Annotated in this window: 19 protein-coding genes and 1 pseudogene; 4 read left to right on the top strand and 16 right to left on the bottom strand. The window is 70.2% G+C overall.

Translation table 11 applies throughout. The features are described 5' to 3' along the window. Positions 1 to 143: 143 nt before the first annotated feature. The gene (locus NF4_RS39875; RefSeq protein ID WP_157120709.1) at positions 144 to 4055 is read left to right on the top strand and encodes a DUF6531 domain-containing protein; all 3912 of its coding nucleotides are present in this window, start codon (positions 144 to 146) and stop codon (positions 4053 to 4055) included. Next, entirely contained in the window at positions 4052 to 4417 is a 366-nt protein-coding gene (locus NF4_RS38265; RefSeq protein WP_157120708.1) for a hypothetical protein, read from the top strand. The genes NF4_RS39875 and NF4_RS38265 overlap by 4 nt, the downstream gene beginning before the upstream one ends. Positions 4418 to 4475: 58 nt before the next feature. On the opposite strand, the pseudogene NF4_RS31620 reads toward NF4_RS38265, so the two are convergent. The 12 genes and pseudogenes from NF4_RS31620 to NF4_RS31565 all read right to left on the bottom strand — a co-directional run. Then, positions 4476 to 5579 (bottom strand): annotated as a pseudogene (locus NF4_RS31620) (glycosyltransferase); the annotation flags it as partial. Between the two features lie 86 nt (positions 5580 to 5665). After that, positions 5666 to 6997 carry a glutamate-1-semialdehyde 2,1-aminomutase gene (locus NF4_RS31615; RefSeq protein WP_063131099.1) on the bottom strand — a complete coding sequence of 444 codons (1332 nt, stop codon included), beginning with the start codon at positions 6995 to 6997 and terminating at the stop codon, positions 5666 to 5668. A gap of 20 nt (positions 6998 to 7017) precedes the next feature. Beyond that, on the bottom strand, positions 7018 to 7578 hold the full coding sequence (locus tag NF4_RS31610; protein ID WP_063131059.1) for a YdcF family protein: 561 nt from the start codon (positions 7576 to 7578) through the stop codon (positions 7018 to 7020). Position 7579: 1 nt separating this feature from the next. Next, positions 7580 to 8959, bottom strand: a complete 1380-nt coding sequence (locus tag NF4_RS31605; RefSeq protein ID WP_232330738.1) for a glycosyl hydrolase family 28-related protein — start codon at positions 8957 to 8959, stop codon at positions 7580 to 7582. After that, on the bottom strand, positions 8956 to 10425 hold the full coding sequence (locus NF4_RS31600; protein ID WP_084533709.1) for a hypothetical protein: 1470 nt from the start codon (positions 10423 to 10425) through the stop codon (positions 8956 to 8958). Before NF4_RS31600 ends, NF4_RS31605 begins: the two co-directional genes overlap by 4 nt. Continuing rightward, positions 10422 to 11840: a hypothetical protein gene (locus NF4_RS31595; protein ID WP_063814762.1), complete on the bottom strand. Its 1419-nt coding sequence runs from the start codon at positions 11838 to 11840 to the stop codon at positions 10422 to 10424. Before NF4_RS31595 ends, NF4_RS31600 begins: the two co-directional genes overlap by 4 nt. A 24-nt stretch (positions 11841 to 11864) precedes the next feature. Beyond that, entirely contained in the window at positions 11865 to 12869 is a 1005-nt protein-coding gene (locus NF4_RS31590; RefSeq protein WP_063131057.1) for a CgeB family protein, read from the bottom strand. Continuing rightward, positions 12866 to 14338 (bottom strand): lipopolysaccharide biosynthesis protein, encoded by a 1473-nt coding sequence (locus tag NF4_RS31585; protein ID WP_084533708.1) that lies wholly within the window; start codon positions 14336 to 14338, stop codon positions 12866 to 12868. The genes NF4_RS31590 and NF4_RS31585 overlap by 4 nt, the downstream gene beginning before the upstream one ends. Beyond that, positions 14335 to 15489: a glycosyltransferase family 4 protein gene (locus NF4_RS31580; RefSeq protein WP_063131056.1), complete on the bottom strand. Its 1155-nt coding sequence runs from the start codon at positions 15487 to 15489 to the stop codon at positions 14335 to 14337. The genes NF4_RS31585 and NF4_RS31580 overlap by 4 nt, the downstream gene beginning before the upstream one ends. Further along, positions 15486 to 16541: a glycosyltransferase family 4 protein gene (locus NF4_RS31575; protein ID WP_063131055.1), complete on the bottom strand. Its 1056-nt coding sequence runs from the start codon at positions 16539 to 16541 to the stop codon at positions 15486 to 15488. Before NF4_RS31575 ends, NF4_RS31580 begins: the two co-directional genes overlap by 4 nt. A 29-nt stretch (positions 16542 to 16570) precedes the next feature. Next, positions 16571 to 17407: a glycosyltransferase family 2 protein gene (locus NF4_RS31570; protein ID WP_063131054.1), complete on the bottom strand. Its 837-nt coding sequence runs from the start codon at positions 17405 to 17407 to the stop codon at positions 16571 to 16573. 166 nt (positions 17408 to 17573) lie between these two features. After that, positions 17574 to 18737, bottom strand: coding sequence for a class I SAM-dependent methyltransferase (locus NF4_RS31565; RefSeq protein WP_084533707.1), 1164 nt, complete (start codon positions 18735 to 18737; stop codon positions 17574 to 17576). A gap of 14 nt (positions 18738 to 18751) precedes the next feature. On the opposite strand from NF4_RS31565, the gene rfbC reads away from it, so the two are divergent. Then, positions 18752 to 19315 (top strand): dTDP-4-dehydrorhamnose 3,5-epimerase, encoded by a 564-nt coding sequence (gene rfbC, locus NF4_RS31560; protein WP_063131053.1) that lies wholly within the window; start codon positions 18752 to 18754, stop codon positions 19313 to 19315. Here rfbC and NF4_RS31555 read toward each other — a convergent pair. Genes NF4_RS31555 through NF4_RS31540 form a run of 4 tightly spaced genes read right to left on the bottom strand, consistent with a single transcriptional unit; the run spans position 19299 to position 23003 of the window. Then, the gene (locus NF4_RS31555) at positions 19299 to 20327 is read right to left on the bottom strand and encodes an NAD-dependent epimerase/dehydratase family protein (RefSeq protein ID WP_063131052.1); all 1029 of its coding nucleotides are present in this window, start codon (positions 20325 to 20327) and stop codon (positions 19299 to 19301) included. The two genes, rfbC and NF4_RS31555, sit on opposite strands and share 17 nt — an antisense overlap. A 2-nt stretch (positions 20328 to 20329) precedes the next feature. Continuing rightward, complete coding sequence (locus NF4_RS31550) at positions 20330 to 20980, bottom strand: PIG-L deacetylase family protein (RefSeq protein ID WP_063131095.1); 651 nt, start codon at positions 20978 to 20980, stop codon at positions 20330 to 20332. Further along, positions 20977 to 21759 (bottom strand): glycosyltransferase family protein, encoded by a 783-nt coding sequence (locus tag NF4_RS31545; protein WP_063131051.1) that lies wholly within the window; start codon positions 21757 to 21759, stop codon positions 20977 to 20979. The genes NF4_RS31550 and NF4_RS31545 overlap by 4 nt, the downstream gene beginning before the upstream one ends. Further along, on the bottom strand, positions 21756 to 23003 hold the full coding sequence (locus NF4_RS31540; protein WP_063131050.1) for a class I SAM-dependent methyltransferase: 1248 nt from the start codon (positions 23001 to 23003) through the stop codon (positions 21756 to 21758). Before NF4_RS31540 ends, NF4_RS31545 begins: the two co-directional genes overlap by 4 nt. Before the next feature lie 427 nt (positions 23004 to 23430). Here NF4_RS31540 and NF4_RS31535 point away from each other — a divergent pair, with 427 nt between their 5' ends. After that, a complete protein-coding gene (locus NF4_RS31535) occupies positions 23431 to 24921 on the top strand; it encodes a sugar transferase (RefSeq protein ID WP_063131049.1) in 1491 nt (496 codons plus the stop codon). The last annotated feature ends 8 nt before the right edge of the window (positions 24922 to 24929 follow it).

The following is a 24929-nucleotide window of genomic DNA, read 5'->3' as shown; positions in this document are numbered from 1 at the left end:
GTTCTCATCGGCCTTCAGCGCGGTGCGGAACCTGCCTCTCGCGTTCCGGCGGGAGTGCGCGGTGACCGGGGGTGGAGGACGAGCACGGGTGAGGCGGGCCTGTGCGATCATGCGGAGGGGACGGAGGAGCGGGAGGGCGGTCGGTGTCCGTGTCGAAAAGGCTCGTGGTGGCCGCAGGTCAACGGTTGGGTGGTATCGCGAGAAACATCGCGGACGGTTGGAGCAGGCATTCCCCCAACCACGACAACGCGTTGCAGGTGGCCGCGAAGACGCATATCGACGCCGAGACGCGGGCGACCGCCGGGGTTCGCGGCGCCACACCGGCCCCACCGCTCGATACACCGCGGATGCTCGGTACGGAGTCCCGCTCCGCGCAGCGAAATGCGATCGACCGCGCCACGGCCGATCGCGGCGTAGCCCACACCGCCCTGACGAACCGCTCCGAAATGAACCGAACAGCTGACCAGGTGACCGTATGTAATGATCCGGTCGATGTCGCCACCGGTGAATTCGTGCTTCCGGCGACCGATCTACGGCTACCCGGAGTACTGCCGCTGGTGCTGCGGCGCCGGCATCGATCGGGCTATCGCTTCGGGCGCTGGTTCGGCCCGTCCTGGTCGGCGACGATCGATATGCGCGTCGTCGTCGACGCCGGCACCCTGACCTTCGTCGGCGAGGACGGCCTGCTGCTGGTCTACTCGCATCCGGAGCAGAATCGGCCCGTCCTCCCGATCAATGGGGGACCGCAGTGGCCACTGGCCGCCGGGACAGCGGGCGGCTATGTCGTGACCGATCCCGATCGGGAATTGTCCTGGCATTTCGCTGTGCGAGAACCCGGCACAGTCGATCGGCAACACGGCGGCTACGTTCTCTCCGCCATCTGCGACCGGTACGACAACCGGATCCGTTTCCACTACGACCAGGACGGCACCCCGGTGGCCATCGACCATTCCGGCGGCTACCGAGTGCGCATCGATGCCGAGAACGGCCGGGTGGTCGCCCTTCGTGTCCTCGGGCGGGCACCCGCCGAGGACAGTGTCGATACCGTTCGGGAATTCCGCTATCGGGCAGGTCGATTGGCTTCGGTCCGCAACGCGGTGGGGGCGGTAACGCACTACACCTACGATGCCGAGCAGCGGATGACGTCGTGGACCGATTCGAACGGCAATCGGATGAGCAACACCTACGACGGTAGCGGCCGGGTCGTCGCTCAGCACGGCAGTTCGGGGATCCTGGATGCCCGCTTCGAGTACTCCACCGACCCGAAGAGGGGACTACGCCGGACGGTTCATATCGACTCGGCCGGTGCGGCGACGGAGTATTCGTTCGACCGCGCGTTCCGATTGTGTGAGCGTATCGATCCGGTCGGTGGACGCACCCTCACCGAGTACGCCGAAGACGGACGTCCGGTGCGCCTGGTCGCCGCCGACGGTGCCGCCACCACCTATCGATACGACGCCGACGGAAATCCGGTCGAGATCGTTCGGCCCGACGGGCTGCCGGTCCGCATCACCTACACCGACCGGCAGCGGGTCGCCGCGATCATCGATGCCGATGGTGCGTCGCACCTTCGCGAGTGGGACCGGGCGGGCGATCTCGCGGCAATGACGACGCCGGACGGAAGACGGACCGAATACAGCCACCACCGGTCGGGTGCAGTGGCCACGGTCACCGAATCCACCGGTGCCCGCACCCGTATCAAGGTCGACGCGGCGGGACTGCCGGTGCGGGTGACCGATGCCGACGGCGCGGTCACGACCGTCGCCCGCGATCATTTCGGCCGCCCGGTCACCGTCACCGACGCCCTCGGCGGAGTCACGACCTACATCTGGTCGGGCGACGACCGGCTCGTCAGGCGCGTCGACCCCGACGGCCACGGTGAACGATGGGCGTTCGACGGCGAGGGCAACCTCACCGAACACACCGATCGAGCGGGTAACCGGACGCGCTTCGACCACGGCGCCTTCGATCTGCTGCGCAGCCGAACCGGCCCGGACGGCGCCACCACACGCTATACCTGGGATACCCAGCGCCGACTCGTCGAGGTCACCAGTCCGCTGGGCGATACATGGCACTACACCTACGATGCCGCGGGCCGGTGTATCGGCGAAACCGATTACTCGGGCGCGCTCACCGTTTACACCAGGGACCCGTGCGGCCGGGTCGCCACCGTGACCACGGCAACCGGGGTCACTCGTACCCACCGCTACGACGTGCTCGGCCGGGCGACCGAGGTGGTGGCCGACACCGGTGAGTGGCGGCACTACACCTACGACGCGGCGGGTCGAATGACCACCGCGGTTTCCGGTCTCCACGACGCCGTCACCCATACCGTCCGGTTCGCTCATGCCCGGGACGGCCGGCTGCTGGCCCAGCAGGTCGACGACCGGGCGCCGAGCACTTTCGAGTACGACCGGCACGGCCGGCGCGTCACGTACAGCGCACCGAGCGGAGTGGTCACCGGCTGGCAGTACGATGCGGCCGGCCGCGTCACGGGGATGCGGAGCGACGGTCGGCGCCTGGACTTCTCCTACGACCGGCTCGGCCGCCACACCGGCTGGCGGACGGGTGCTCTCACAGTGGACCGGGTGTATTCCGGGGTGGGGCACACGATCGCGCAGATCGTCGGTACGGCGGCCACCGGGCCGGATGACGGCGCACCGATCCGGCGGGACGACTATGTCTGGCGCCCGGACGGCTACCCGCTCGAGCAGGCGACCGTGGAAGGCCACGGGGCGCCGGTTCGCCGCGAATACACCCTCGACGAGATCGGCCGCGTCACCGATATCGTCAGCGGTGACCGGGTCCTCGAGCAGTACCGCTACGACAGGCTCGGCAATATCCTGTCCGCCGGGGTGAACGGCGCAACAGGTGGGACGCCTGCTGCGGTGATCTCCACCGGATCGACCGACGCGCCGGACCCGTCGTCCGGCCGGGACCGTCGCGAGTATCGGAGGAACACGCTGGTCCGCCGTGATCGCACCCGGTTCCACTACGACGCCGCGGGCCGGCTCGTTCGCAGCAGCACCAGCCGGCCCACGCGTACCCCGGACATCCGGCACTACCGGTACGACGCGTTCGATCAGCTGACCGAGTTGCGCACCCCGGCCGGTGACCGCTGGTGTTACACCTACGACGCGCTGGGGCGGCGTACAGCGAAACAGCGACTGGCCGACGACGAGACCGTGCTCGAAAAGACGGAGTACACCTGGGACGGGAACCGGGTGACCGAGCAGACGGCCGAGGACACCACCACCCACTGGTCCTACCGGCCCGGCACGCATATCCCGCTCACCCAGATCATCGACCAGGACGGTGCCGAACGCGAGTTCGCGGCCATCGTGACCGATCTTGTCGGGGCGCCGATCCGGCTGCTGACGGCGACCGGGCAGGTGGCCGCGGGGGTCACGCACACCCTGTGGGGGGAGACGACCTGGTCGGGCGGCCGGCATTCACTGCTGCGGTTCCCCGGCCAGCTCTACGATCCCGAAAGCGGACTGCACTACAACCTGCACCGGATGTACGATCCCGCCACCGGACGGTATCTCACCCGGGATCCGCTGGGGCTGGGTCCGGCACCGAATCCGGTCGCGTATCCGCACAATCCCCTCACCTGGTGCGATCCGATGGGACTGGTGCCAAAGGGATGCGAACCGGCCCGTACGCACCGCGATTTCGCGCACGGCACCTCGGCCGATCACGCCGAGTACATCATGCTGTTTGGGCTCAATGCGCAGGTGGCCCGGACGGCCTCGGCCGGCGGGGCGGTGAGCCGGCCCGGAGCGTTCTTCACCCATGAGGTGGACAGCGGGAAATCGCCGGGTTTCCAGGCAGCGTACGAATGGGGCCTGCGGCACAGCACCGCGACTTCTCCGTCTACCGTATTGGTCGGCCGACTGCCGGAATCCACCTATCAGAACTTGGTCGAGCAGGGATTGGTCACCGTCCGGCCGGTCGGACACGGTGTGCCGGACGAAACCATATTCAATCCTTGGTCGTTCCACGTGCTGAACGATCAGATGGAATGGATCGCGAAAGTGACCCCCGAAACATGACAGAGGAACCCCCCGACTATTCCGCCGCCGACCTGCGCCCCACGGTATGGGGCAGCCGCACGGCACTCGACGACGGCCGGTGGGAGACGGTGTGGCGTCTCACCTTCGCGGCACCCCGGTCGCGGCAGGCACTGGTGGTGCACCAGGACGAAAAAGCCGGTTTCCGGGCGATTCTGGAGACGCACGGAGGAACCGGCGGCAAGCTCCGCGTACTGACCCGCCGGGACGCCATGGCGCCGGAATACTACCCACTCACCTTCACCAGTTTCGCCGTCGTCAACGATACGGTCGGGGAGATACGGGAGATCCAGGGGCGTCCCCGGGACTGGTACGCACCTTTCCGTGATCGGCTCGGCGAGTAGCGCCGGAAGGCGCACAACTGCCGTGGCCGTCCGGCGGCATTGGAGGGACGCTCCAGGTTCGGAGTACACGGTGGACGGTCTCCGCCATGCGGGCCCGGAACACCGGGGGAGCGAACGTCTCCGCGTGAGCGCGGATCCGGGCCGGGTCCAGGTCGGTGGTGGACGGGTCGCGGAGGGCGGCCGCGAAACCGTCGATCACCTCCTCGTCGGTTCCGCCCGCAATATGTCCGCCGGTGTGCCCGGGGATCACGGTGTCCAGGGCGCCACCTGCCCCGACCGCGAGGACGGGCGCCCCGCAGGCCATCGCCTCCACCGGGACGATCCCGAAATCCTCCACCCCGGGCATGAGCAGGGCGCGGCAGCGGCGGTACATATCGGCCAGGACGGCGTCGGGGGCGGCGCCCAGGAAGGTGGTCTCCGGGCCGGCGATCGCCTCGAGCCGGCGGCGGTACCGGCCGTCGCCGACCACCACCAGGCGCAGGCCGGCCCGCTGGGCGGCACGGATGGCCAGGTCGGGGCGTTTGTAGGGGACCAGACGGCCGGCGAACAGCAGGAAATCCTCCCGCGGTACCGCCGGATCCTGGACGAAGCGATCCAGGTGCACCGGGGGATAGACGACCGTGGCGGGCAGTCCCCACCAGTCCCGGACCCGGTCGGCCACCGCGCGGCTGTTCGCGACCACCGCCGCGAGCCGGGGCGCCGCGGCGGTTTCGGTGCGTCGGGCCAGCACACCGAGCGCGGCGAGCGCGGCGCGCCCGGCGGGGCCGTCGGCTTCCCGGGCCCGGAACGCGGGATCCCATGCCCAGCGGGCGGGGCTGTGTACGTAGGCGATCACGGGTGCGTCGGTGGCGAAGACCGCCTGGGTCGCGAAAGCATGATGGCTGACCACCACCGCGTCGAAATCCGCGCGCAGGGGGAGCCGGCGCAGCGCGCGGGGGACCAGCGGCAGCAACGGTGCGTGTGACCGCTTGCCGGTGAGCGCGTAGAGGCGGGACAGCCGGGTGCCGGAGACGGTGTCCCACGGTGGATGCGCGATCGCCGGGGCGGCGGCGGGATCGACGATCGGCGCGAACACCCGGGCGTCCGGCCAGGTCCGGCACAGTTCGCCGACGACCGCTTCCGATCCGCCGTATTCGGTGAACCGTTCGTGCACGATCGCCAGCCGGGGGCCGCCCGGCCGGTCGGTCGCCGTCGGCCGTTCGCTGGAGCCGGTGTGGGCGGCCGGGCCGGAGGTGGCGGGGTTCGCGGTCACCGGGCGACCTCCGTGAGCAGCCGGCGGGGTGCGGCGTGGGCGCGCAGCGCGGGCGCCACCGGGCGGCCTTCGAGCAGGCCGGTGACCGTACCCTGGTCGAGTGCCCGCCGGTAGACCGCGGCGGCGTGGCGGCAGGCCTCGATCGTGTGGTCGATATCGCGGTCGGTATGTGCCGCGGAGGTGACGAACGATTGCCCGAGTACGCCCTGTCGCAGCAGTTCCTGCAGGAAGAGTGTGCGGAACTCCTGGGACGGGTTGCCGTCGGGATCGAGTGTCCGGAACAGCAGGCACGACGGGCGTCCGGCGAGACACAACCGGTCGCCGATACCCAGTTCGGCGGTGATCTCCTCGATCCCCGTCCGCAGTCGCCGGCCGGCGGCCTCCATCCGGCCCACCGGGTCGGTGGTGGCATAGGCGTGGACGACGGCCCGGAAGGCGGCCAGCCCACCGGTTTCCGGGCCGTGGGTGGTCGACAGCAGGAACACCCGGGCCGCGTCGGTCCGCAAACCGCCCAGTTCGAGGTATTCCCGGCGCCCGGCGAGGGCGGCGATGGGGAAACCGTTACCCATCGCCTTTCCCCAGCACGACAGATCCGGCACCACGCCGTACACCTGCTGCGCCCCGCCGGCCGCCCACCGGAATCCGGTGATCATCTCGTCGAACACCAGCAGCGTTCCGTAACGGTCGCACAGCTCCCGCACGCCGAACAGATAGCCGGGCGGCGGTTCCTGCAGCGCGGTCGCGGCTTCCATGACCACGCAGGCGATCTCGCGCCCGGCCAGTACCTGTTCCAGGGCGGGCAGGTCGCCGTAGGGGAAGGAGACGGTCGGCTGGGGTGGAATTCCGGCCGACATGGCGGTGGTCCCGATGAACCAGTCGTCCACTGAGAAGAAGGGCTGCGCGCAGACGGCGACGGTGATCCGGTCGGTCACCGCGCGCGCCAGCCGCACCGCGGCGGTGGTGGCATCGGAGCCGTTCTTGGCGAATTTCACCATGTCCGCGCCGGGGACCAGCGCCAGGAAATCCTCGGCGGCGGCCAGTTCGGTGACCGTGGGCCGGGAGAAGCTGACGCCGTCGGCGACGGCGGCGGTCACCGCGTCGACGACCGGGCGGTAGCCGTGCCCGAGCGTCACCGACCGCAGGCCCATCCCGTACTCCACGAATTCGTTGCCGTCGCAATCGGTGACGCGGCAGCCCTGTCCGCGCACCAAGACCGGCGCCATATGCTCTGGGTACTGGTCGGCGCCGCGGGCATAGGTGTGCGCGCCACCGGGCACCAGGTCGTGCAGCCGCGCCTGGACGCCGGCGCTGCGGCCGAAATCGGTGATCACACTCGCTCCTTCGCGGCTCAGCAGCCGGATTCGGTGAAGGCCTTGAGGTATCCGGCGGTCTGCCGTACATACATCCAGGCCTGGAACACGGGGTCGGTACGGCTCGGGCTGGCGATCATGGTGAGTTCACCGTCGAAGCAGCGGCCGACGATATAGCGGGCCCGGGAGACGTGCGGGGTGAAGGTGACGACGATGATGTGCCGCCAGCCGCCCGCCTCCGCCCGGCGGCGGATCTCCTGGGCTTCCCCGCGGGTGGTCCACGGGTGAGGTTCGAAACACGTCACCCGGAACGGGTATCCGGTACGGCAGTAACGGTCCATCCGCGGATCGTCGAGTCCGGTGGACGCCGCGATCAGCAACTCGGGCGCCCACTGTTGCCGGGCCAGTTCGAGTCCGACATCGAATCGTTCGTACGGGGTCCCGCCGAGCACCACGATGGCGTCGGCGCGGCGGAGCGGATCCACCTGCGGTCGCACGAATACCGGCCATCCGGCGACCGCCGCCAGGCTCGCCAGGGTGAGGAGGACGACCGGCACCCGCCACCGCCGCCGGCGGGTGTCCGGGATAGGTGCGGTCATCTCAGCGCACCGGGCGGTCGCGGCCCAGCGGCGCGGTGCGCAGGGCGCCGTCGGGGGCGACCACGAGACGCCAGTACCCGCCCTCCGGATCCCGGAGGACGACACCGGCGTCGGCGTGGTCGGACAACCACGCCCCACTCGCCAGCACCGAGGCCAGGCCGGCGCCGTCGGGGGCGACGGCACGCAGGATCTCCTCGGCGCCCTCGGCGCGGGCGGTGACCGGACCGGTGAACGTCGGCCGGTGGGTCTGGCCGCGGCCCAGGACCTGCCAGTTGCTGGGGAACACCCGGGGGCCGATCTCGGTGCCCGCGCCGGAGATCAGATTCACCGCGATACCCTCCGGGCATCCGGCCTCGGCGATCCGCAGTTCGGCCGGGCTGCCGCCGGGATCGGCGTCGAATGCGATATTCGCCAGATACGGTTGCCGGCAATAGATCAGGTCGATATCGCACGAACGCGCCGCGACCTTGCAGTTCACCATGCCGAACTGGGACGGGCCGCCCTTGCCCGCGGTACCGACCTGCACCGCGATATCGGCGCCCTCGAACCACACATTGGTGAGCCACCAGTTGTTGGCGGCGCCGTCGACGAACAGGTGGCGGTCGGTGGTCGCCGGATCGTTGTCGGAGACGAATTCGACATTGGTGAGCGACAATCCGGCGTTGTGGTCGTTGCCGGTGCCGAGCACCCCGATGCGATTACCGGAGAACTTCGAGGAGGTGACGTAGTTCTGGATACAGGAGGTGGCCAGGCCGACACCGAAATTATTGATATCGCAGTCGATGAACGAGGTGCCGCCGGTGTTCGCCTCCAGCACCACGCCCGTTTGCGCGGCGTAGCGGGGATAGTTGTCGGCGAGGTGGTTGCCGCGGATGAGGACGGTATCGAAGCTGCAGCGGAAGCATTCGGTGAGCCGGACCGCGGTGGCCTGCGGCCCGGAGAGGTAGAACCCCATGCGCGCGAACCGGACCCGCTGTTTGCCCTCCAGATCGACCAGGGTGGTGTCCCGGTCGCAGAACACCGTGGTCACATCGGCGCCGTCGCCGTAGACGACGGAGTGGTCGGGCAGGTCGGGCCAGGCGGTGACCCGGTATTCGCCGGCGGGTAGATACACCACCGGTGGGGCGCCGTCGGTGCGGCACGCGGCGGCCAGTGCCTCGGTATCGTCGGCCTCCCCATCGCCGACCGCGCCGAACGCGCGGATATCACGCACGGTCGGCGAGGCGGTGCCGGTCGCCAGCACGATGGGCGCGGGCGGGCCGGACGCGGCCAATGGGACCGTGACGGCGCCGATTCCGGCGGCGCCCAGGCTCGCCGCGAGCAGATCACGCCGCTGGATCCGCCGCTTTCCGTCGTCCCGGCGCGCTCGATGTTCGCTCACGAGCGCCGCCACCAGGTCCGGCGGGGCGCCACCGCGACCACCCCGGAGACGGTGGCACCGGCCGCGGTCAGCGCGGTGAGCGCCGACTCGATCCGGTCGCGCCGGCCGCTACCGAGCCGCACCACCACGACAGTGCCCGCCGCCTTCGGCGCGACGGCCGGGGCATCGGTGTCGGCGATATCGACGATCACCCGGTCGAAGCGTTTCGCGACCTCGCCGAGAATCGTCTCGAAGCGCGCGGAGGCCAGCAGATCCGGCGTCCGTTCGTCGGCGCTGCCCAGGGCCAGCACGACCACCGATCGCTGCGGCCAGGCCACGAAGGCCTCGTCGAGATGGACGTCTTCGCGCAGGACGGCGGCCAGCCCGTCCGCCGCCCGCGCGCCGGTCTCGGTGGGGACCGCCGGCGCGGGCGCCGGCAGCTCGTCGAGCGCCGCGGCCGGCTTACCCCGCAGATCGAGTTTGACCGTCGGCGGGTCGAAGATCTCCCCGCGGATCGCCGCGGAGGTGCGGCCGGACGCGGCGGTCACCAGCTCCCGGGCCTGCTTCCCGTCCCGGACCGGCCAGTCGCCGGCCGCCGCGGGCGACTGGAGCGCGGATTCGGGTAGCAGGGTCGAGACACCGTGGCCGGTCGTGTTCGCATCGATCACCAGGACCTGTGCGCCGGTGGCGCCGAGTACCGAGGCCGAGCCGAGGACGAGGGCGGGTTCGGGATTCGCGTCCGGCGCCGTGAAGATCAGCGGTTTCGCCTCGGGCAGCCGCGCCCGCAGCGCCCGCAGCTCGGCCGGCTCCCGGTCGGTGCCCGGTGCGACCGTGCCCAGCACCGGCTGTCCCAGCGCAGCGAGTTCCGCGCTGTCGCGGATCCGGGAGTTCAGCCGATCCAGCAGGTAGGCGAGGCCCGCACCGAGCAGCAGGCCGGCGAGTGCGCCGACCGCGTACAGCCGGGCCCCGCCCGGGCCACTCGCCTCGACCGGTGCCTGCGCCGCGTCGACGACCGCGACGCGCGCGGCGGGGGCCGCCGTGACCTCGATGGTCTCCAGTTCGTCGACCAGTGCGCGGAACTGGGCGACCACCTGGTCGGTGAGCACCCGGCTGGTCTCGGGATCCTCGTCGGTCACCGAGACCCGCAGCAGCGAGGTGGCCGGCGGGGTGTCGGCGGTGATCGCGGCGCGGAGTTCGTCACGGTCCAGATTCAGTCCGAGCTGGCCGATGACCCGGTCCACCACATGGTCGCTGGTGACGAGCTCGAGATAGGACCGCACCCGCTGCTGGGCGGCCAGACCGCCCTGGTAGGAATCGGCCACCGAGGTACCGGTGGCCATCGATACGTACAGGGTGCTGGTGGCCGTATAGGTGGTCGGCGTCGATTGGACCTGATACGCCGCCAGTCCCACGCCCAGCGCCACTCCCGCCAGCAGCACCGCCCAGTAGCGGCGCAGCAGGCGCAGGTAGTCGGGCAGTTCCATCATTGTGTTCCTTCGCTTCTCACGCTTGCGCCGACCGGTACCGCGACGGGTCCGGCCGGTGGTTGTCCATCGGGTTCGCCGGGCGGCCCGGGCGGTCCGTGGACGCGCCGCCACTGGCCCACGGCCAGCCGGACCAGCCAGGCCAGCACCACGACCTGCAGATATTTTCCGAGAGTTTCGGCGCTGCCGAGCATGCCGCGTTCGAAGACGACCGGCACCTCGATCAGCGCGATACCGAACAGCACCGGCAGCAGATGCCGCGCGTACAGCGACCGTGCCCAGCCCACCAGGACGACCGCGGTGAACGCCACTCCGACGACGACCCCCGGCAGGCCGCCGATCACATAGCCTTCGCTGATATTGCCCTCCGCCAGCGAGACCGACACCTGGCTCATATCCACCGAGGCGCCCCGTACCTCACTCGCCCAGGCGGTTCCGGCGTGCAGCTTCTCCTCGGCCAGCAGTTGCGCCGGCACCATACTGCGCGCCAGATGCCCGACCACCTCACCTGGGCCCAACCACGAGTTCGGCCCTGTGTAGTAGGCGTCGGTGGCGGCTTCGAGCAGGTCGAACCGCCGCAGCAGACTCAGGAACGGGCGCACCCCCTCGGGGTAGGCCCCGTCCACGGCGGCCGCTTCGGCGCGCAGATACGGCGAGGTCTTCAGCGACTGCAGCCAGTCGAAGCCGGCGATACCGGTCACCGAGACCGCTCCGATACCGAGCACTTTGCCCCGGGTCCAGCCGGTGAGCGCGAAACGCACCGCGACCGCCAGCGCGGCGCCCAGGATCGGCGTCTTCGATTCGGTGGCCGTGGTCCACCACAGTTCCCCGGCCATCAGCACGCCCAGCACCGCGATGGTGCCGGACTGCCGCGGCGGGCGGGCGAGGACGATCAGTCCGATCGCGCCCAGGATCGCGGGCATGGTGAGCAGGCTCAGCACCGGTGAGGCACTCTGCACATCGCCGGCCTGCCCGGCGGCGCCGGTGGCCACGCTGAGCAGCCGGGCGAAGGTGCCCAGGACGTAGAGGACCCACAGGGTGGCGATCAGATCCGGATCGCCGGCCAGCGGCGCCCGCCCCGGCCGGGGCCGGCGCCGGGTCCACAGCGCGAAAACCAGCACGATCAGCGCGTAGACGGTCAGACCGAACGCCACCGGACGCAACGCGGCCTCGATCCCCACGTCGTACCCGATCTCGGCCAGCCGCGGGTCGGCGACATTGTCACCGAAATGCGGGTCGGGTCGTACGGTCAGCAGCACCACCGGGCGTGCGACATAGGACATCGCCCAGTACACCGCCTGAGCGATGAGCAGCACGCGCAGGACTCCGTGGGTGAGCAGGGCGGCGCACACCATGGTCGCCAGCGCCGCGACGACGACCAGCAGCGGCCCGTTCGAGGTGATCAGATGCGGGATCATCGGCACCGTCGCGCGGTCCGCGATTCAGTCCAGCGCACGCAGGATCTCCTTCGCCCGGTCGGTATAGGTGTGACCGCCCTCGACGATCCGGCGGTACCCGGCCTCGGCGGTCTTGGCCGCCTGATCCGGGTACAACGCGCAGCGCTCCAGGATCTCGTCGAGCTCGTCGCGGCTGGAGAACAGGAACGCCTCGGTGCCGTCGTCGAGCAGTTCGGCGTGTTCGTCGGTGCGTTCACCGACGAACAACCCGCCCGACGCCGGAACCTCGAATGTGCGGCAGGTGTGGGTGTCGCGGTTGGCGGAGTTGAGCAGCACCAGGTTCGCCGTCACCGATGCCACCGCGATCGCGAAATCCTCTCCGTACACCGGTCCCGCGACCGCGGCGCGGGTGGTCTGCAACTGGCGTACCCGCCGCCAGCCCGGCCCGCGCACCAGCAGCTGGGACCCGTAGGTGCGGGCCAGCGACACCATGCCGGGCCGCCGGTCCGGGCGGCAGGCACCGATGAAACCGACCAGGAATTGCCGGGTTCCGCGCCGGGCCGCGGGATGATGCCAGGCCGGATCGTAGGCGCTGCGCACGAACAGGGTCCGGGAGACGCCGCGGCCGGCGAGTTCGGGCAGGTTGTGGCGTTTGGTGGTGACCACCATGTCCCATTCGGACTCGTGTGCGAGATAGTCCGCGCTGGTGTTGCCCGGATTCGAGACATCGTCGGGGCTGTAGTGCACGTGGTGCGCCGCCGGGATCTCCAGCAGCCGGGACTGGTCGAGATACACCGATTTGAAACCGAACACCAGGTCCGGATGCAGTTCGGCGGCGGCCCGCTCCAGCCGGGTGTGCACCCGGTCCACTGTCCACGGCGCCCGGCGCTCACCGGTTTTCGCGTACAGCCACGACGGTGACAACCGCGGTGGCAGGGTCACCGGTGTGGAGTCGACCACGATCACCTCATGGCCGAGCCGGCGGAACCCCTCGGCGAGCGAGCGGGCGTTGCTGCCCAGCCAGTCGTCGCCGACGAACAGAATCCTCATCGCGTCCCTCTCCTCTGCGCACCGGCGGGCTGCGCAGCGCCCGCGGTGCGTTCCCGCACGATCAGTGCGCGCATTCGCGCGAGATACCAGATCGCCACCGCGAACTCCGCGGCCACGATCCCGGCCGCCAGCGTCCACACCGAATGAGTGCGCAGGGTGAGCAGCAGCGCGCACCCCGCCACGACGGTGCCGGTGGCCGAACCGATCAGCACTCCGACGGTGTCCTGCCGGACCGGTAGGACCGCGGTGGTGACGAACGAGGTGACGGTGGTGGCCGGCAGGATCAGTGCCTCCAGCCGCAGTACGCCGGCCGCGCCGCCGAACTCGTCGCCGAATACCAGTCCGATGATCAGCGGCGCCGCCACCCACAGTGCCGCGGTCGCGACGCACGCCGCCGCCACACAGACCCCGAGCGCGCGGAGCGCGTCCGGCCAGAACCGTTCCTCACCACTACGTTTGGCCATTCGCGGCAGCAGCGCGAAACCGATCGGGTCCAGCAGCGACTGCACCGCCCGCACCAATCGGTCCGCGGCGGAGTACAGCCCGAGCGACGCCGCGTTCAGCACCGCGCCGTAGACGGCGGCCGCGCCCTGCCCGTAACTGGTGGTCAGCAGCCTTCCCGTCACGACGGGCAATGCCGCGCGGATCAGTTTCCACGCCCCCCGCGGACGACCGGGCGGACCGAACGTACGCCAGGTGTCCCACCAGGTCAGGGTGAGGCTGATCACCGAGGAGGCGAGCAGGCACAGCATCGCCATGGCGGCGGTCGGGAACCGGGGCAGCAGGGTCAGCAGCGCGACCAGATAACCCACCCGGGCGATCGACTGGTACAGCGTGGACGCACCGAAACGACCCTGGCCGATCAGCACCCAGTCCTCCGACATCGACCAGAAGCCGCCGACGAACAACCCCAGCAGCACCATGCCCAGGTAGTCCGGTGCGCCCGCGGGCACCGCCGTCACCAGCGCCACCGCGAGCACGCCGAGGATGCCGCCGCGGATCGCCAGGTAGGTGCCGCGGGTGTGGTTCACCATCTCCCGGTCGGTACCCGACTCCTGGATACGCGCGGCCAGATAGGAGGTGATACCCAGGTCGACGATCAGCGAGCCGAGGAAATACGCCGACATCCCGATGGCCAGCAGTCCCATCCCGGACGCGCCGAGCAACCGTGCGATCAGCGGCAGGGTCGCCACCGTGACCAGGTACTGGCCGTACTTGCCGAAGCTCACGTAGGCGATATCGCGCAGGACCGTCGCCAGTTCCCGCAGCCGCGCCGCCCGGGTCCGCGGCCCCGCCTCCGCCGGCGGGATCGCCGTGATCAGCGGGAGCTTCTCGGTCGGCCAGTCGGCGAAGGCCGGGATTATCTCGGTCGGCAGGTCGTAGTCGGGAACCCGCAGGCCGTCCACCGACACCGGATAGTGGCGGTGGACGATGCGGATCGGGATGGTGAGCGGGTCGGCGGGATTCATCGTGCGCGCACCGCCCGCCGGCCCGTGACCCGTTGCAGGAGCCCGGTGACCGCCCGGGCGGTGGCCGCGATCTCGAAATCGGCGCTGCGTTCCCGCGCCGCCGCACCCAGCCGGGTGCGCAGGGCCGGATCGGCGATGAGCCGGTCCAGCGCGGCCGCGAGCGCGGCGGGGTCGCCGGGTGGGGTCAGCAGACCGTCGACCTCGGATCGCAGGATTTCGGCCGGGCCGCCCGCGTCCGCCGCCACGACCGCGCACCCGGCGGCCATGGCCTCCACCACCACCTGGCCGAAGGGTTCGGCGAGCACCGAACAGTGCACCGCGATATCGGCCCAGGCGAAGTAGGGGCCCGGATCGTCGACGTGACCGGTGAATTCGACCGGCAGTCCGAGTGCGGCGGCCGTCTGCTCCAGTTGCGCGCGGTAGTCCTGTTCGCCGAAGAACGTGCCACCCACCAGCTGGACGGCGGCCGGCCGGTGGCGAAGCAGGGGAAGTGCGCGCAGCAGTACCTCCTGCCCCTTCCACGGGGTGAGGCGTCCGACCATGGCGATCCGCACCGCGTCCGGTTCGCGCTGGGCCGCCCGGTGCGGGGCCGCGAGGGGCTCGACGCCCGGATGGGCGATCACCGCGACCCGGCCCCGGGTGTAGAGGGTGCGCAGGGTGGACCGGCTGTTGGCGACGATGCCGCGCGTGACCGTCCAGCCCAGCACCCGCAGCGCGAACGCCAGGACGCGGCCGAAATATTCGCGGCTGATCCGGTCGTGGACCTGCCAGACCAGCGGCACTCCGGCGCGCCGGGCGGCCACGGCGCCCATCAGCAGGGCCTTCGTGCTCTGGGCGACCACCACATCGGCGCCCTCGGCCCGGACGATCGCCCCGAGCCGGGTGCCGAGTCGCACCAGGCCGGCCGCCCCGGTGAGCAACCGCAGCGGTCCGGAGCCGTCGACGGTCAGCGAGCGACTGTCGAACGCGTTGCCGCATACCGTGACCGGTATCCGGTGGGCGCGAAACCGGTCGACCAGCGGCCCGGGGGCGGTGAGCAGCATCGACGCGTCAACCGTGCCGCCCGCGCGCAGCGCGGTCAGCAGTCGCAGCGTCGCGAGTTCGGCGCCGGAGGGTGCGGCGGTATGGGAGAGGAACACGGCGCGGATCATCCGGTCAGCTCCCGGTAGAGGGCGATATGCCGGTCGGCGGCCGCCGACCACGAGAAGGTTTCGGCGTGCGCCCGGCAGCGGCCGGGGTCGGGGACCGCGCCGTCGAGCGCGGCGGCCAGCCGGGCGGCCAGGGCACCGGCATCGGCCGGGGCGACGATCAGCGACGGGTCCAGGCCGCGGACCGAATCCGGCAGGCCGCCGCACGCGGTGACGACCGGCGCGCGGCCCGCCGCGAGCGATTCCAGCGCGATGAGCCCGAAACCCTCCAGCGCCACCGACGGCACCACGGTGACCGTGGCCCGCCCGTACCAGCCGGTGAGTTCGGCGTCGGAGACACGGCCGGTGAAGGTGACACTCGAGCCGAGACCGCGGGCCTGTTCCCGCAGCGACGCCTCGGCCGTACCGGTGCCGACCAGGACCAACCGGGCCTCCGGGTGGGCGGCCCGTACCGCGGGCCAGGCCCGTAGCAGCACATCGATACCCATCCGGTGTTCCAGCCGGCGCACGCACAGCACCAGCGGCGCGGCGTCGCGGGGCAGGGGAGCGGGGCGGAACCGGTCCAGGTCGACACCCGGTGCGATCACGGCCACCCGATCCGGTCGCACCCGGTAGTCGTGCACCAGCAGGTCCCGGAAGTACTCGGACAGGACGACGAACCGGTCGGCCGGCCGGGCGCGCAGCCGTTCCAGTGCGTATTTGGCGCCGGCGGCCAGCGCACTGCCGCCGGCCGCCCGGCTCTCCGCCGCCCACGGCCCGTGGAAATGCACCACCAGATGCCGGGTGCGGGCATCGGGTGGTCCGTACAGCGCGAAATGCCGGTCCAGCACGGTCGCCCGGCCGGAGGCGGCGGGCGGGGTGTCCCGGAACGCGGTGCGCGCGCGGCGCCACGTGGAGCCCCCGACCGGTCCCCACGACAGCCCGCCCGCCGGTGCGTCGCCGAACGCGGCGGCCGAGACCTCGACCTCGGGCCGGTCGGTCAGTGCCGCGAAGAGATCGGTGAAGTAGCGGTTCAGGCCGCCCGCCGCGGCCCCGAACCACTCGGATCCGGTCATATGGACCCGCGGTGGCCCGGCCGTCGCGCTCATCGGCGCGACCCGATCCGGGCCCGGGCGAACTGCCCCGCCCGCACCCGCAACCGTTCCAGCGCCGTCCGCGCCAGCCGCAGATCGCCGATGGTCACATCCAGCGGCGAGACCAGCAGCGGGCAATCCCGGGCCAGGCGGTGGTGGAAACGCAGGGTCTCGCTGAGTTTGCTCACCGTCGAGGTGCGCGCGCAGAGATTGAACGACGAGGCCCGCCAGGCCGCCGCCACCTCCGTCAGGCCGAAGAACAACCCGAACTGCCCGACCCGCGCGAACAGGTCGACATCCATCGGGAACACCAGGTCCCCGCGCAATCCGCCGACCCGGTCGAAGTGTTCGCGCCGGAACATCGCGGCGGCGGTGGGGCCGAAATCGGCGGGACCGCGGCGCACGATGGTGCGGGCCAGTGCCCGGGAGGTGCGGACCCCGTCCAGACCCGGCAGGCCGAGACCGGTCTCCACCAGATCACCCTGTTCGTCGATCACCTGGAAACGGCTCGAGCTGATGGCGAATGCCGGATCGGCCATCACCTCGAGCTGCGCCGCGAGCGAACCGGGCAGCAGGATATCGTCGGCGCACACCACTTTCACCAGCTCTCCGGTGGACAGCGCGATGGCGCGATTCCAGTTGTCGCCGATGGCCAGCGTGGTGGCATTGCGTTCCACCCGGATCCGCGGATCGTGGAAGGACGCGGCGATCTCGCCGGTGGCGTCGGTGCTCGCGTTGTCGAGCACCACCAGTTCGAAGTCGACGTCCTGACTCAGAATCGAACGCAGCGTCTGCTCGAGTGTCCGCGCGGCCTCGTAGGCCGGGACACAGATCGACACGCTGACCACTGGTGATCCTTTCGATGGAATGGAAGGGGATACGCCGGCGATGCCGGCGTATCCGAGGCAACGGATTTCGGTCCGGATCGGTGGGTCCGATCGCCGGAACGTGTGGCTTCGCGGAACCGTCCGGGGTGCGAAGGAGCAGTGGTCCGCACGCCCGCGGGCTGGGGTACTACCGGATGGGCCGCTCCCGCACCGGGGCGGCCGGCTCGTCGGTGAACCAGCGTCCGGCCAATTCCGGGAACCGCTCGGATACCTCGGGGAGCAGGTCGGGCACCGTCAGCAGCACCCGATCCGGCCGGGCGGCGACGAGGTCGGCGGGCGCGATGATCGGCACATCCGTCCCCGGCATCCGCCGGCCCTGTTTGGCCGGTGCCGCGTCGGCGACCCCGGCCAGCAGTTCACGCCGCACCCCCGCCCGGCAGAACAACGCCACCGCGCGCGAGGCCGCTCCGTAGGCGTACACGCGCTCGCCGCGCGCCGCCGCGGATTCCAGTGTGGCGCGCAGGCTCTCGGTGTGCCGGTCGGCCGAACGTTGCAGACCGCGCAGCACGTCCGGGTCGGCCGCCGCGGCCTCTTTGTCCAGGATCCGCCGCACCGCCGCACCGGGTTCGGCGGTGCCGTGCACCGCCGCCAGCAGCACTGTGCCCCCGTACAGGTCGAAGTCCCACGCGTCCACCACCGACATCCCGGCGCCGCACAGCAGCGCACGCAGTGCGGACAGGGAGTAGTACGCGAAATGGCCGTGCCGCAGCGCGTTCCACTGCCCCTGCGTCACGATCGTGTGCAGCGGGTGGTATTGCAACAGCAGCACACCGGCGGGCGCGGTGGCCGCCGCCCGGCCGGCCACGGCCGCCGCCTGATCGCGGTCGTGCATGAGACCGAACGAATCCAACACCACATCGGCGGGTCCGTCGGAAACGGCGAAACCGCGCTCGGCCAGCAACTCCAGCCAGCTGCCTCCGTGCGGGCTGGCGAACTCGCGCACGGTGCGGCCGCGCAGCAGACCGGCTTCGGCGACCCGCCGCACCGCGGCGGCGGCCTGTTCGCGCAGTGCGCGCGGCTCCACGCCGCGCGGTTCGGCGGTGACCGTGTCGTCGTGCGCCAGTTGCGCCAGCCCGCAGCCGCGGCAGACCACCATCGCCAGCGGGTGGGCGGCCTCGTCCGGCCGCGGGGTGGTGTCGGCCGGCGGAAAGTGATCCGCCGCCGGCATCGCCCCGAGATCCAGTACCGTCACCAGGTCCGCCCCGCGGCAGGCCCGGCAACCCGGTGGGTCGGCCGGGGGCGGTTCGAGCAGGGCCGCGCGGCCGCCGTGCGTCGTATCGGATCCGCTCATGGCACCATCACCCGGTGCGAATCGAACAGGCGGACCTCGCCGATGTGCTGATCCTGGTGCCCGAACCCTTCCGCGACGCCCGCGGCCTGTTCACCCGTACCTTCGACACCGAGATCTTCGACTCCCACCTCGGTCCCGGCGCGTCCGCGACGTTCGTGCAGGATTCGCAGTCGCGGTCGGCGCGCGGGGTGGTGCGCGGTATGCACGGGCGCGGCGGGCGCGGGGAGGCGAAACTGGTGCGCTGCGCGCACGGCGCGGTGCACGACATCCTCGTCGATATCCGGCCCGATTCGCCCACCTTCGGTCGCAGCCAGGCGTTCCTGCTCGACGACGCGGAGTTCCGGCATCTCTACGTGCCGGCCGGGTTCCTGCACGGCTTCCAGGCGCTCACCGATACCGCCGACGTGTGCTACCGCATCGACCGCCCGCACGATCCGGCCGAGGACCTCGCCGTCGCCTACGACGATCCCGATCTCGCGCTGACCTGGCCGCAGGAGGTCACGCTGGTCTCCGCCCGCGACCGGGCCGCGGGCAGCTGGCGGGAACTGCTGACCACACACCTCACACACCGGACCTGACCCGCCGCAGCGTCTCGTCCACCGCACCCGACTCACCCAATTGCCGCAACCGCGCCAGGCGTACGAACCGGCCCGAGAAATCGGCCGCGGTCAGTCCACCGGCGGTGTACTCGGCGTACAGCTGCGCGGCCCCCTCGGGGATGGTCCAGCGCGCCTCGAACCCCAGTTCCCGGCGCGCCGCGCCGAAATCGACCCGGTAGGACCGCGGATCGGCCCCGGATTCCCCGGTGATCAGCACCTCGGAGCCGGGTACCACCTCCGCGACCGCCTGCGCGATCTCGGCGACCGTGCGGTTGTTGGTCTCGGTGCCGATGTTGTAGGCCCGGGCGTGGATGGCCGCGACCGGCGCCTCCAGGCAGACCGCGAACGCTTCGGCGATATCCGCGGCGTGCACCAGCGGCCGCCACGGCGTGCCGTCGGAGAGCACTTTCACCACGCCGTCGAGCACCGCGTGGCCGACCAGATTGTTGAGCACGATATCGGCGCGCAGCCGCGGCGAGAAGCCGAACGCCGTCGCGTTGCGCAGGAACACCGGTGCGAAACGGTCGTCCGCCATCGCCACCAGGTCGTCTTCCACTCGCACTTTGCTCTCGGCGTAGGGGGTGAGCGGGCGCAGGGGTGCGCTCTCGTCGACCAGTCCGTCGCCCGCCGCGCCGTAGACCGAGCAGGTGGAGGCGTAGAGGAAGCGGCGCACCCCGGCCTCCTTGGCCAGCCGGGCCAGCCGCACCGACGCGTGATGGTTGATGTCGTGGGTGATCTCGGGGACCAGGGAGCCCAGCGGATCGTTGGACAGCGCCGCGAGATGCACGACGGCGTCGAAGCCCGTGAGCTGCTCGATCGTCACGTCCCGCAGGTCCACGGCCAGCCGGGGCGGGTCCTGCGGTGCGGGGCCCAGGACGCAGTCGGCGAACCAGCCGGCGTCCAGTCCGATCACCTCGTGCCCCCGGGCCCGCAGCACCGGAACCATGACGGTGCCGAGATAACCCTGATGACCGGTGACGAGAACGCGCACTCCTACACACCTCCCAGATCGAGGACGGCTTTGGTCAGTTCGAACCCCTCCGCGTACTCGCTGTGGCACTGCACGCCACGAACCCGCGCCAGACCGAGGAACGCGGCCTCGTCGAACCAGTCGCGGTGCGCCTGCGAGGGATAGCATTCGGCCAGCAGCCGGGCCTTCTCCGCGGCGATCTCCGGTGCCACCGGATGCAGGACGACCGGCCGGGGCGTATCGGTCTCCCATTTGAGGATTTCGTAGCCGAGTACCAGATGATCACGGAACTCCGTGGTCACCAGTTCGGCCAGCAGGCGATGATCCTGATGGGCGTCGCCGCGCTGCGGGGCGAAGACGAGCTCCGGGTCGGTGTCGAGCCGGAACTCGGCGAGCGCGCTCTTGACCCCGTCCCAGTGCGCCGGAGCCCGCCCGTCCGGCAGGTCGAGCACTGTCAGGTCCAGATCGGCGTCGGCGCAGAAACGTTCGAGGGCGGCGCTTTCCTCCGCCGCGCGGGCGGTACCACCGCCGGACAGCACGAGCGCCCGCACACGTAGTCCCGGATTTCCGCGGGTCAGGGTCAGCAGGGTCGCGCCCATCCCGATGGCGATATCGTCGCAGTGCGCGCCGAGCAGCGCGACCTCGCCGAGTCGCGCGGGAGCGAGAGTGATCACGAAGCGGCCCGCTCCCAGACCATCCACGGGCGGTCGCCCCGGTGATATCCGGCGTCGAGTTCGGCGCGTTCCTTGAACGTATCGGCCGGTTTCCAGAAACCGTCGTGCCGGTAACCGTAGAGCCGGCCGAGCGCGGCCAGCGCCCCGCAGCTGTCTTCCACCAGGTCCCCGCCTTCCGGCAGATGATCGAAGATCTCCTGGGTGAGTACGAAGTAGCCGCCGTTCTCCCAGATCGGCAGTTTGCCGACCGCGGTGATCTGCTTGACCTCGCCACTGGGCAGCACGTCCACGCAATGGAACGACGACTGCGGCGGCACGATCATCATCGAAGCGGCGGCGCCGGACGCGGTGAACCGGTCGATCATCCGGTCCAGCGGGGCATCGGTGAGCACATCGGAGTAGTTGGCCAGGAACATGTCGTCGCCCTCGAGGTAGGGACGCACCCGGCGCAACCTTTCCCCGATGGCCGATTCCAGGCCGGTATCGACGAAGGTGATCGTCCAGTCGGCGATATCGGAGTGCAGCAATTCGACGCGGCCGTCGCGGATGACGAAATCGTTGGACATCGTCTCCTGATAGGTCAGGAAGAAATTCTTGATGTGGTGGGCGCCGTAGCCCAGGCAGAGAATGAATTCGGTATGCCCGAAATGCGCGTAGTAACGCATGACATGCCAGATCAGCGGACGCGGGCCCACCATCTGCATCGGTTTGGGCGGGCTGTCGTTCTCCCCGCTGCGCATCCGCATTCCGTACCCACCGCAGAACAACACGACCTTCATCGCGCGGCGACCTCCGCCGGGTTCGGCGCGACCACCCGGACAGCGGGCAGCGGGAATACCAGCTGTCCACCCCATTCCCCGATATGACGCAGCTGCGCGGTGAGTTCGGTTTCCAGATTCCACGGCAGCACCAGCACGAAATCGGGTCGGTCGGCGTCGATCCGTTCCGGGGGATGGATCGGTATGCGGGTGCCCGGGGTGTACCGGCCGTGCTTGTAGGGGTTGCGGTCCACCGTGTACTCGAGCAGGTCGGGGCGGATACCGCAGTAGTTGAGCAGGGTGTTGCCCTTACCGGGCGCGCCGTAGCCGACCACCCGCCGCCCGGCCGCCTTCTGGTCGAGCAGGAAGCGCAGCAGATCCTGGCGTACCCGTTCGGCCTGTTCGCGCAGGGACCGATAGCCCTCGACCGCGTGCAGACCGGTGTCCGCCTCGATCGCCAGCAGTTCCGACACCCGCGGCGACGGTTCGGCCACCGCCTCGGGACGCGCCCAGATGCGCAGCGATCCGCCGTGGGTCGGCAGTGTTTCCACATCCGCGACCGCCAGTCCGGCCGTGGCCAGCGCCCGCTGCGCCGAGGCGAGGGTGTAGTACTGGAAGTGCTCGTGGTAGATCGTGTCGAACTGGCCGTGCCGCACGAGGTTCAGCGCGTGGTGTACCTCGATCGAGATCCAGCCGTCCTCGGCGACCAGCGTGCGCAGCGCGCGGGTGAAACCACGCAGGTCGGGGATGTGGGCGTACACATTGTTCGCGACCACCAGGTCCGCGGCACCGTATTCGGCGCGAACCCGCCGGGCCGAGTCCTCGGTCAGGAACTCGGTCAGCGTCGGCACGCCGGCCGTCCGCGCGGCCGCGCCGACGTTCGCCGAGGGTTCGATGCCCAGGCAGCGGATACCGGCCGCCACCACATTGCGCAGCAGGTAGCCGTCATTGCTCGCGACTTCCACCACGAACGAGTCCGGGCCCAGGCCCAGCCGGGTGACCGCCGCGCCGGTGAACTCGCGCGCGTGCCGCATCCAGGACTCGGAGTACGAGGAGAAGTAGGCGTATTCGGTGAACGTCTCCTCGGGCGTGATGAGCGCCGGGATCTGCAGCAGCAGACAGTCCGCGCACACCCGGAGATGTAGCGGATAGGTGGATTCCGGCAGGTTTAGCTGATCCTCGGAGAGGAAACTCTCACAAGGAGGTGTCGCCCCCAGGTCGACGACACTGGCCAGCCGGGACGACTCACACAAACGACAATGCACTCGGGCTCCACTCGAACGGTCACGTACATCGGCGGCGCCCCGCAGCCCCGAGAAGCATCTTCTCTCTGCCGATCGACGGAAAAAATAGCACCAATCCGGCGCATCTGCGACACGGTTCGAGTGGACTTTTGCGCAGAAGTGACCTATGGCATATGTTCAGCAAACCATGTAACGATCGGTCTCCGGATAACGATGGTGGACAACCGAAATGGGCTCTTTCCCGGTATTCGGCGCCGATCCGGAACCGTCATGGGTGGGAATTCCGATTCCAGCACTTGTGTCCGGCGTCGATGGGGGCAATACTTCTGCAACAAGATCGGCCCGGCCTTCCTGTTATGAAGGACGGGCCTCCTGGAAAAAGCGTGTGATCTGCTGTCGCGCACGACAGCCGAGGCACGGTCGTTCGAAGTTCAAGCGGGTACGTTTCATGGTTCTGGATCTCCGTGTGGTCGGTGGCGCGGTCGATTTGCACCTGCCGAATCCCGGTGACCGGGACTCCTGGCGGGCTGGATATGTCCGCCGACTCGCCCGGACCGATATCGCGGTGGTCACCGCGGCGGCTCTGTGCGCGCAACTGTTCAGCATCGCGCCCGGGCACTCCCTGGGCTGGGAATTCGAGCCCCGTACCACCGCGCTCACGCTCGGCATCGCGGCCGGATGGTCGATTCTGCTGGGCTGGAATGGCTCCCGTTCCCCGCATACCGTGGGCGCCGGCGCCGACGAATACCGCCGACTGTTCTCGGCCACTCTCCAACTGTTCGGCACGATCGCGATCGTTTCGCTGATCCTGCGCGTCGACATCGCGCACGCCCACCTGGTGATCGCGCTCCCGCTCGGTCTGCTCGGCCTGATGTCGACCCGGGCGCTGTGGCGTGCGCACGCAGCGCGACGCCGGGCGCTGGGCCGCTATCGCCGCTCGGTCCTGGTCGTCGGCAGTCCGGACGCCGCCCGTGCCGTCGCGACGGCGCTGTCCGCGCAGGAGATGCACGGCTATCACGTCGTCGGGGTCTGCACCCCCACCGGGGACGCGCTCGACGAACCCACCGCCCTGCGCGTGGGGCAGCGCGATATCCCGATCGTCGGCAACGACCGGTCGGTGCGCAGCGCGGTCCGCCGCAGCGGCGCCGATACCGTGGTCGTCACGGCCACCGACCGGCTGGGCCCGCGCGATATCCGCCGGCTGGCCTGGGATCTCGACGCGTTCGGCACCGAACTCATCATCGCGCCCGGCATCATGGACATCTCCGGTACCCGGATGTCCAGCCAGGTGCTGGCGGGTATCCCGATGCTGCACATCGAACGGCCCCAGTACGATCGGGCGCTCTCGTTCGGCAAGGCGGTGTTCGATCTGTGCTTCTCCGCCCTGGTCCTCACCGCGATCGCGCCGGTACTGCTGGTACTGGCCGCCGCCGTCAAGTTCACCAGCGCCGGGCCGGTCTTCTACCTCTCGGAGCGCATCGGGATGGACGGTAAGCCGTTCCGGATGATCAAGTTCCGCAGTATGTACGTGCGGGCCGACCGGGAAGCCGCCTCACTGATCAGCGCCCACGGCGGCAACCCGCTGTTCTTCAAACTCAAGGACGATCCACGGGTGACCCCGGTGGGCCGGTTCCTGCGCCGGTACAGCCTCGACGAGCTGCCGCAGTTCTTCAATGTGCTGTTCCGTGATATGAGCGTCGTCGGACCGCGCCCGCAGGTCCGCCGCGAGGTTCATTCCTACGATGGCGTGATGCGCCGGCGGTTGCTGGTACGGCCCGGGATCACCGGACTGTGGCAGGTCAGCGGCCGCTCGGACCTTTCCCCCGAGGAATCGGTGGAACTGGACATCTCCTATGTGGAGAATTGGTCCATGCTGCTGGACCTGCGGATCATCGCCCGCACCCTGCGGGCGGTCGCCAGGGGCGACGGCGCCTACTGACCCCGGCC

The sequence above is a fragment of the Nocardia fusca NBRC 14340 genome (assembly GCF_001618425.1).
In the GTDB taxonomy this organism is placed as follows: Bacteria; Actinomycetota; Actinomycetes; order Mycobacteriales; family Mycobacteriaceae; genus Nocardia; species Nocardia fusca.
This window is presented reverse-complemented; position numbering and strand designations above follow the sequence as displayed.